Annotated in this window: 3 protein-coding genes and 1 pseudogene; 3 read left to right on the top strand and 1 reads right to left on the bottom strand. The window is 70.8% G+C overall.

Annotated features, from left to right (window positions below):
* Positions 1 to 1184, bottom strand: a 1184-nt coding sequence (locus tag O3Q52_RS47265) for a leucyl aminopeptidase (RefSeq protein WP_269654643.1), incomplete at its 3' end; no start/stop codon positions are given.
* A gap of 324 nt (positions 1185 to 1508) precedes the next feature.
* Here O3Q52_RS47265 and O3Q52_RS47260 point away from each other — a divergent pair.
* From O3Q52_RS47260 to O3Q52_RS47250, 3 genes and pseudogenes are all read left to right on the top strand, one after another.
* Positions 1509 to 3512 carry a hypothetical protein gene (locus O3Q52_RS47260; protein ID WP_269654644.1) on the top strand — a complete coding sequence of 668 codons (2004 nt, stop codon included), beginning with the start codon at positions 1509 to 1511 and terminating at the stop codon, positions 3510 to 3512.
* A gap of 93 nt (positions 3513 to 3605) precedes the next feature.
* Positions 3606 to 5129, top strand: coding sequence for a GT4 family glycosyltransferase PelF (gene pelF, locus O3Q52_RS47255; RefSeq protein WP_269654642.1), 1524 nt, complete (start codon positions 3606 to 3608; stop codon positions 5127 to 5129).
* Positions 5126 to 6080: pseudogene (locus O3Q52_RS47250) on the top strand (hypothetical protein); the annotation flags it as partial. The gene pelF and the pseudogene O3Q52_RS47250, both read left to right, overlap by 4 nt.

Below are 6080 nucleotides of genomic sequence, written 5' to 3'. Positions count from 1 at the left end.
GCCAGCATCACCGCGCCGGTCAGCGTCGCCACGTCGACGATCGCGTCCGGGGTCTCCTCGGAGGCCTTGGCAAGCGCGTCGGCGAGGACGAGCCGGCCCTCGGCGTCGGTGTTGAGGACCTCGACGGTCTTGCCGCTGTACATGCGCAGCACGTCGCCGGGGCGGGTCGCGGAACCGGAGGGCATGTTCTCGGCGAGCGCCAGCCAGCCGGTCACGTTGACCTCAAGGCCCAGCCGCGAGGCGGCGACGACCGCGGCGAACACGGCGGCGGCGCCGCTCATGTCGCACTTCATCGTCTCGTTGTGCCCGGCGGGCTTCAGCGAGATGCCGCCCGAGTCGTAGGTGATGCCCTTGCCGACGAAGGCGAGGTGCTTCTTGGCCTTGGAGGAGGTGTACGACAGCTTCACCAGGCGGGGCGCGGACGCGGAACCGACGCCGACGCCGAGGATGCCGCCGTAGCCGCCCTTCTCCAGGGCCTTCTCGTCGAGCACCTGCACCTTGATGCCGTGCTCCTTGGCCGCGGCCTGCGCGACGGCCGCGAAGGCCTCCGGGTTCAGGTCGTTCGGCGGGGTGTTGATGAGGTCACGGGCACGGTTCAGCTCCTCGGACACGGCGGTGGCGCGCTCGATGGCCGCCTTGAACGCCTTGTCGCGGGGCTTGCCGCCGAGCAGCGTGACCTCGGCGAGCGGGGCCTTGCCGTTCTTGGCGTCCTTCCCGCTGCCGTTGCTCTTGCCGTTCTCCTTGTAGACGTCGAAGGAGTACGCGCCGAGCAGCGCGCCCTCGCCGACGGCGCCCGCGTCGGCGGCGTCCTCGATCGGCAGGGCGAAGGCGGCCTTCTTCGAACCGGCGAGGGCACGTGCGGCGACACCGGCCGCCCGGCGCAGGGTCTCCCCGGAGAAGGACCCGTCCTTCTCCGGCAGAGCACCGAGACCGACCGCCAGCACGAGCGGGGCCTTGAAGCCGGACGGAGCCGGCAGCTTCGTCACCTCGCCCTCGCCGCCCGAGGCGCCGAGGGTCTCCAGAACGCCGGCGAGCCTGCCGTCGTACGCCTTGTCCACGGCCTCGGCGCCCGGTGCCACGACCAGGTCCCCGGACTTGGGCCCGGTGCCCTTGGCGACACCGACGACGATGGCGTCGACCCGCAGGCCGGGCGCCGCGGCGGTGCTGAGAGTGAGAGCAGTCACGGTGGTGAAATCTCGCTTCCATTGAGTTGCTGTGGCCGTCAGGGGTGAGGTCGGCCGGGGCGGTGGAGTCCCGGGCACGAGCCTACGCGCGGTGGCGCGTTTCGCTCATTCCAGCGGCCGTTCATCCGTGCGTGGTGGCCTGGCCACTTAACACCCTTCACTTCTGTGACCTGAGACACACTCCTGCTGTTTGCGATGAGTAACCCACTCGTCGCTTTGCATGATTTCCACGGATCCCCCTCGAATTGACCATCAGGGGATCTTGTTGGGGGAGGGGCGAACATGGCGCAGAGTGCGCGCAGATGGAGAAACTTGGCCGCTGTCATGGCGGCCGCCGGTCTGCTGAGCCTGGGGCTGGGAGCCCCCGGAGCGTCGGCGGCGGAAGAGCCGCGCATCGATCTGAGAGTGCTCGTCGTCGACAACGGCGACAGCCCCGTGGAAGCCATCAAGGAGGAGCTGAAGACCACCGGCATCCCGTACACGACCGTCGACCTGAACGACTCCGGCCGCCCGGCCATCACCGAGGCGTTCCTGAGCGAACCGGCCGACGGATCCGGCGGCGCACCGCGCGCCAGGTACCAGGGCGTCGTGCTGCCCAACGAGGCGCCGTTCGGGGCGGGTTCGGCCGAGCAGACGGCCCTGGAGGCGTACGAGAGGACCTTCGGCATCCCCCAGGTCGACGCCTACACCTGGGCGCACCCCGGGGTCGGCCTCGACTACACGGACGCGGGCGGCTGGGCCGGAACGCTCGACGGCCGCGAGGCGGCGGTCACCACGGCGGGCGGGGCGGGCTATTTCGGCTACCTCGACGGACCCCTCACATTCGAGGACAACTCACCCTCCGTCCAGGAGAGTTACGGCTACGTGGCCCGGCCCCGCGAGGGCTTCACCAGCTACGTCGACACCGCCGTGCCCGGCGGGACCGGCCGCGGCAGCCTGGTCGGCGAGTACGCGCGCGACGGGCGTCGCGAACTCGTCGTGACCTTCGCCTACAACCACTACCAGCAGCAGTTCCGCGTCCTTGCCCGCGGCATCGTCGAATGGCTGACTCAGGGTGTACACCTCGGTCAGAACCGGAACTACTTTTCTGTCCATGTCGACGATGTCTTCGCGCCCGACAGCCGCTGGGACACCGAACGCAACTGCACACCCGGCGACTTCGACTGCGTGGGCGGTGACGGCGAGGGGACCACGCCGATCCGTATGACCGCGGCCGACGCGGTGTACGCCGCCCAGTGGCAGCGGGAGAGCAACTTCACCCTCGACATGGTCTACAACGCCGGGTCAGGGGAGGAGTGGAAGAGCGAGAACGGCAACGTCGACGCGCTGACCGACCAACTCCTCGCCGACAAGGGCGAGTACCGCTGGGTCAACCACACCTCCACGCACCCCTTCCTCGGCTGCGTCCAGGACACCAGCACCGTGCCGTGGAGCTGCGCGAAGAACGCCGACGGCTCTACCCAGTACGTGAGCCGCGCCGACATCTCGACCGAGATCAGCGCCAACAACCTGTGGGCGGCGAGCCGCGGACTGCCCGTCGACACCAGCGAGTTGGTGACCGGCGAGCACTCGGGCCTCAAGTCCCTTCCGCAGCAGCCGGACGACAACCCGAACCTCGCGGGCGCCCTCGCGGACAACGGCGTCGACTGGACCGCCTCCGACAACTCCCGTGAACCGCAGCAGCGTTCGGTGGGCAGCGCCCTGACCGTGCCCCGCTACCCGATGAACGTGTACTACAACGTCGGCACGGCCGAGGAGATGACCGACGAGTACAACTGGATCTACACCTCGAAGGCCGACGGCGGCAGCGGCGTCTGCGAGAACAACCCCACGTCGACCTGTCTCGACGCCCCGCTCGACACGGCGACCGGCTTCGAGTCGTACATCCTCCCGCAGGAGGCCCGCACCGCCCTCGGCCACGCCGTGGGCAACGACCCGCGCCCGCACTACGTGCACCAGTCCAACCTGGCCGAGGACCGGCTGCTCTACCCGGTCCTGGACAAGGTGCTCGCCGACTACCGCGCGCTCTACGCCGACAACGCCCCGCTGGAGAACCCGCGGCAGAGCGCCGTCGGCACCGAGCTGAAGCGCCGCGCCGCCTGGCAGGAGGCCCTCGCCGACGGTGACGTCACGGCGTACCGCGTCGGCACGACCGTCACCGTCACCGCCCCGTCCGGGACGCAGATCCCGGTGACCGCACCCGAAGGGACACTCAAGGAACTCCTGCTCGGCACCACCGCGTTCGGGACGCCCTACGCGGGAGAGCGCTCGGCCTGGACCACGCCGGACGCTCCGCAGACAGCCCTCACCCTGAGACTGCCCGCATGACGGAGACAAGCGCCGCAGCATGACGCGCGCCCCGGCCAAGACCGGCCGGGGCGCGCCACCGAGCCGTAAGAAATGTTCCAGGGGGGAACACGCATGATGAGCACAGGCCGTCATGTCACCATGCTCACGGAGGGCACGTATCCGTTGGTCCACGGCGGGGTCAGCACCTGGTGCGACCAGCTCGTGAAGGGGATGCCCGAAGTCGGGTTCAACGTCGTCTCGCTCTCCGGCAACGGCCGCGAACCCGTGACCTGGGAGCTGCCGGGCAACGTCTACCAGCACACGTCCGTGCCGCTGTGGGGCACGCTGCAGGGATCCCGGCGCGCACCGCGCGGCCCGGCCCGCCGCCGCTTCATCGACACCTACGAGCGGTTCCTGCTGTCCTTCCTGGACCCCGAGGCGCACTGCGACTTCGGTGAGGCCTTCTACGAACTCGCCCAACTCGCCCGTGACGGACGGCTGTCGGCGGCCCTGCGCACCGAGGCCGCGCTGCGCTCGCTGATGTGGATCTGGACCATGCCGCATCTCCGGATCGCCCAGGCACGCCCCACCGTGCACGACGCGCTGACCGCCACCGACCTGCTGGAGCACGCGCTGCGCCCGCTGGGCGTCCGGCTGCCCGAGAACTCCGTCTCGCACGCCACCGGAAGCGGTCTGGCCACCCTTCCCGCCCTGGCCGCACGGCAGTTGGACGGCATCCCGTTCCTGCTCACCGAACACGGCATCTATCTGCGCGAGCGCTACCTCGGCTACCGCAGCGACGCACAGCGCTGGCCCGTCAAGGCCCTGATGCTCGGCTTCTACCGCGAGCTCAACACCCTCGGCTACAAGGCGGCCGACCTGATCACCCCGTGCAACCAGTACAACCGCCGCTGGGAGGAGCGCGGCGGTGCCGACCCCGACAAGATCCGTACCGTCTACAACGGCGTCGACCCCGCCGCCTTCCCGCACGCCGGACCCGAGCCGGACGTGCCCACGCTCACTTGGTGCGGCCGCGTCGACCCCATCAAGGACCTCGAGACACTGCTCCACTCGTACGCCATGGTCCGCGCCGAACTCCCCGAGACCAGGCTGCGGTTGTTCGGCCCGGTGCCGCCCGGCGGAGAGGCGTACAAGACCAAGCTGGAGAAGCTCGCCGCCGAACTCGGCGTCACGGACGGGCTCACCTTCGAGGGCCGGATCAGCGAGGTGTGGCGGGCCTACGCGGCCGGGCACGTCGTGATGCTCTCCTCCATCTCGGAGGGCTTCCCCTTCTCGATCATCGAGGCCATGTCGTGCGGCCGGACCACGGTCTCCACCGACGTGGGCGGCGTCAGCGAGGCGGTCGGCGACACCGGGCTCGTGGTGCCGCCGCGCGAGCCCGAGAAGATGGCCGCCGCCGCGCTCGTCCTGCTGCGGGACGACGAACGGCGCCTGGAACTGGGCCGGTTGTCCCGCCAGCGCGTCATCGAGCGCTTCACGCTCCGCCGCTCCGTGGACGCCTTCCGGACGATCTACCAGGAACTCGCGGGCCTGCCCGAGGTGTACGAGCCCACGCTGGAGACCGTCGCCGACTGGACCCTCGAACTGCGCGACCCCTGGTACCAGGCCGTCGCTACGGACGGGACCGGCTGGTGAGCGGATCGATCCGGATGCCGCCCGGCTCGCGGCCGGACACCCTGCCCCATGTGCCGCGCCAACGCCGTCCCAGCTGGGCGGAGCCCGACCCGGTGGACGAACTCGCCAAGCGGCTCGAGGAGTTCATAGCCGCCGCCGTCCACCCGGACGAGATAGCCGCGCTCCTGGAGTCCGACGGCATGTCGGACGACCAGATACGCGAGAAGTACGGCTGCAAGGACTCCTTCTCGCTCGCCGAGGAGCTGTACGAGCGGGTCGAGCGCCGCCATCCCGAACCCTCGGTACCGGCTCACGACCCCTGGGAAATCGGCCTGCTGGGCTGCCTGTTGAGAGGCGTCGTCTTCGCCCTGCCCGGCCTCGGCTACGTCCTCGGGGCGCCGCTCCTCGCGGGCCCGCAGGACGGCCTCGGGCTCCCCGCCGGTACGGTCCCGCTGCTGGCCGGCGCCCTGTGCGGCTGGACCTGGAACCAGGGGCTCGCCCACCGGGCGTACTCCTGGCTGGGGCTGGGCGACAAGGCGGCCTCCCGCCGCTCGCTCCTCGTCGGGGCGCCCGCGGGCGCACTGCTCGGCTCGCTCGTCGCACTCGCCGTCGCCCCCGGGCACCTCGGCGCGGTCGCCTTCGCCGCCGGGCAGTCCTGCTACCTCGCGGCGGCCACCGTACTGCTGGTGATGGGCCGCGAACGGGCCCTGCTGGCCGCCCTGTTGCCCATGGCGGCCGGTGCCGTACTGGCGATGGCCCAGCCCGTCCCGGAGGCCGCGAGACTGGCCCTGCTGCTCGGCTCGCTCGGCATCGTCGGCGCGCTCGCCGCCATCGAAGTCGCCCCGGCCGTACGGCAGTCGGGGGACGGGACCCGGATCGGCTGGTCCGCCGGGTTCGCGGCGCTGCTGCCCTTCGGCGGCGGCCAGGAGACCAAACGGGCGCGCAGCGCCTCGCCCTGGCTCGCCGGCAGAT

It is taken from the genome of Streptomyces sp. ActVer (assembly GCF_027270795.1).
Lineage (GTDB): Bacteria > Actinomycetota > Actinomycetes > Streptomycetales > Streptomycetaceae > Streptomyces > Streptomyces umbrinus_A.
The sequence above is the reverse complement of the archived record's forward strand: the minus strand, read 5'-3'. Positions and strand labels throughout refer to the sequence as shown.